A 3,038-nucleotide genomic window follows, 5' to 3' on the forward strand; every position below is an offset into this window, starting at 1 on the left:
GAGTAGGTGTAGTTGTCCTCTGTGCCGTCGAGGTGGACGGCCACCGTCTCGTCGAGGTCCTTGGTGGCGATGCCGTCGGCGATGAAGTACGCCGTTTCCGTCGGCGTCATCGCGATCGTGGCGCGCAGGACGATCCCGGTCAGCCCGTTGCCGCCGACGGTGGCCCAGAACAGCTCGTCGTCGTCGCCGTCGGGGGTGAGGTGGCGGATCTGCCCGTCGGCGGTCAGCAGTTCCATCGACCGGACGTGGTTGCCGAAGCTGCCGGCGCTGTGGTGGTTCTTGCCGTGGATGTCGCAGGCGATCGCGCCGCCGACGGTGACCTGCCGGGTGCCGGGCAGCACCGGTACCCATAACCCGAACGGCAGCGCGGCTTTCATCAGCTGGTCGAGGCTGACTCCGGCGTCGACGTCGGCGACGTGGGTGTCGGCGTCGATCGAATGGATCCGGTTCAGCGGCGTCATGTCGACCACCAGGCCGCCGCCGTTCTGGGCGTTGTCACCGTAGGAACGGCCCAGCCCGCGGGCGATGACGCCCCTACCGCCGGCATCCGCGGCGTGCGCCACCGCTTTCGCGATCAGCTCAGGGTCCGGTGTGGAGAGCACCTGCGCCACTGATGGCGCGGTGCGGCCGAATCCCGTTAGCCGGGTGGCAGTGGTGGGAATGTCGCTGCTAAACATCGACAAAGAGGCTACCTGCTGTATGTCACGGCTCAGCGCAGCCGGAAGATCACCGAGCGCTGTACCACGAAGTTGATCACCGAGGCGGTGCCCTGTGCGATCACGAACGCCAGCGGTACCGCCCAGACTCGGTAGTCAAGTAATGCAAGGCAGAGGTGATTGAGCCCGACCTGCACCGCGAAGGTAAGCCCGTAGAGCGCCATCACGACCAGGAACCGGGCGGTGCTCGGCGGCGCCGGAAACGTCCATCGGCGGTTGATCAGATACGCGGTGATCGTGCCGACGACGAAGCTGGTCGCTTTGGACAGGTCCACCTGAATGCCGACGGCTTTGTAGAGCAGCACGTAAAGCCCGAAGTCGACGATCGCCGACAAGCCGCCGGTGACGACGAACCGCCATACCTGCGTCTTGAGGGGTAGTTGTGTACTCGCCGCAATCTCGGCCATCGGCGAAAAGTCTACGGTGGGCTACTTCGGGTACTTGACGTCCAGCAGCTCGACCTGATTTTCGCCTTGCGGCGTGGTGTAGGTGACCTTCTCGCCGGCTTTTCGTCCGACCAGCGCCAGCCCCAGCGGACTGCCTGCCGTCAACGCTTCGGCCTCGCCGTCGACCTGAGCCTCTTCGATGACGGAGATCACTTGCATCTTGATCACCGCCCCGTCGGAAAATCGCAGGGTTACCTCGGTGCCGAAGGGCAGCGTGTCGGCCCCGTTCGACGGCAACGGGCCGGTGCGCAGCAGCCGGTCCAGCTCGATGATCCGCTCGTCCAGGCTGGCCAGTTCGTCGGCGCGCTGGATGGCGTCGGCGGCGTCAGCGTGGTCACTTACCGCGCCCCGGTCGCTTCTGACCTCGGCCTCCAGTCGATCGCGCCGTTCCCGGATCCGGTCCAACTCGGCGCTGATGCGCTCGCGCGCTTCACCCGAAAGCCCCGTGGGCTCAACCTGCTTGCTCGCCATTGTGCCGACCTGTCTTCCGCCGGAACGGCGGTTGCCATCGTGGATTGCCAGGACTGTATTGCACTTAAACCAAATTATTCATGCGTTCGTCGTGGGTTTTACGAAGTTTTCGCGCGGCAGTCCAACCGCCCTGACCGAGCCGCGCTCCCGAGCGTCGGGCGCGCAGCTCGGTTCCATACTCCTAGGTATGCATGAGCTCGGGCTGAGAGACATTAGGCCTTACCTCAGCGCGACACGCCGCGAGTCTATGTGCGCCCTGTGCGTCTACTATGTGTTTGCTGCAGTCACGGGAAAGCATATGAAAAACCTGCAAGCCATCGGTGTTACAGCTTGATGGATCGGCTCAAAAGTTTGCTTGCTGAGCGGGTGCCAAAAATTTTCAAGGGGATCTTGAATAAATTGTCTGATTCTCCGGACGGGAGTCCACCCAAGGGTTACCTTAAGCCCGGCTGAGACAGCAGTCATTCCAGCAACCACGCCAGCAACTACGCCAGCAACTCCGGGAGGGAAGGCCAAATCATGGCTGGACAACACAGCAAGAAGAATCGTCAATCACTGAAGGCCAAGGCGCGCCGCCGCACACGTGCGGCGGGTCTGGGGGCGGGCGCGGGGGCCTTTTTAGCGCTCGGGCTAGGTCCGCTGGCGGGCGCGCCGGATGCAAAAGCCGATGTGTTTGACGACATCCTGGATTTGGCGGTGGGCTCAGCCGCCAGTTCGGCAGTGACGGCGGTGAACCCGACCGATTTCTTGGACCCCGGCGTGTTGACCGGGTTGCTCGGGGATTTGAGCAGCCCGGCGGGATGGGAGACGTTGTTCAACGATCTGGGTAACGCCAGCAGCCTTGACGCCTTGTTCTCGGGCCAGACCAGCCTGGCATCCGACACCGGCGCTGGCGCGGCGGCGGTCACGGATCCTTCGACGGCGTTTTGGCAGGGTTTGGAGCAGGACTGGATCAACAGCCCGTTGGGTCAGCAGTTCGACACTTCGCTGAACTCGTGGTTTGCCCAGGTCGACCCGGCCGCTGACCCGACCGGTGGGGCGTGTGGGTTGATCTGCAACGGCGCCGATGGCACCAGCGGTGGCTCGCTGACCGAGGCCGCCGGTCAAGGCGGCGGAATCTGGTTCGGTAACGGCGGCAATGGCGCCACCGACTCGACCGGCGACGGCGGCCAAGGTGGCGACGCGTTCTGGTTCGGTAACGGCGGTGTGGGTGGAGCCGGGGCCGATGGTGGCGCCGGCGGTGACGGTGGTGCCGGCGGGTTGTTCTTCGGCAACGGCGGTGCGGGCGGCGAAGGCGGGACAGGCGTAGTCGGCGTGCACGGCGGCGAGGGCGGTCTCGGTGGTAACGGCGGGAACGCCTCGGCATTCGCCTGGTTCTCCCAAGGCGGCGCCGGTGGTACCGGCG

3 protein-coding genes and 1 pseudogene are annotated in these 3,038 nt (G+C 64.8%); 1 reads left to right on the forward strand and 3 read right to left on the reverse strand.

The window, feature by feature from the left end:
* From WB785_RS19665 to WB785_RS19675, 3 genes are all read right to left on the reverse strand, one after another.
* A partial coding sequence (locus tag WB785_RS19665; RefSeq protein WP_424080979.1) for an FAD-binding oxidoreductase occupies window positions 1-677 on the reverse strand: 677 nt, incomplete at its 3' end.
* Between the two features lie 32 nt (window positions 678-709).
* Window positions 710-1,123 (reverse strand): GtrA family protein, encoded by a 414-nt coding sequence (locus WB785_RS19670; RefSeq protein WP_424080981.1) that lies wholly within the window; start codon window positions 1,121-1,123, stop codon window positions 710-712.
* 21 nt (window positions 1,124-1,144) lie between these two features.
* Window positions 1,145-1,633: a GreA/GreB family elongation factor gene (locus WB785_RS19675; RefSeq protein ID WP_424080983.1), complete on the reverse strand. Its 489-nt coding sequence runs from the start codon at window positions 1,631-1,633 to the stop codon at window positions 1,145-1,147.
* A 519-nt stretch (window positions 1,634-2,152) separates the two neighbouring features.
* On the opposite strand from WB785_RS19675, the pseudogene WB785_RS19680 reads away from it, so the two are divergent.
* A pseudogene (locus tag WB785_RS19680) lies at window positions 2,153-3,038 on the forward strand (hypothetical protein); the annotation flags it as partial.

Source organism: Mycobacterium sp., from assembly GCF_049585075.1.
Classification (GTDB): Bacteria; Actinomycetota; Actinomycetes; order Mycobacteriales; family Mycobacteriaceae; genus Mycobacterium.

Coding starts and splice junctions, on each gene's coding strand:
- WB785_RS19675 (WP_424080983.1), bottom strand. CDS start 1,633: ATGGCGAGCAAGCAGGTTGAGCCCACGGGGCTTTCGGGTGAAGCGCGC.
- WB785_RS19670 (WP_424080981.1), bottom strand. CDS start 1,123: ATGGCCGAGATTGCGGCGAGTACACAACTACCCCTCAAGACGCAGGTA.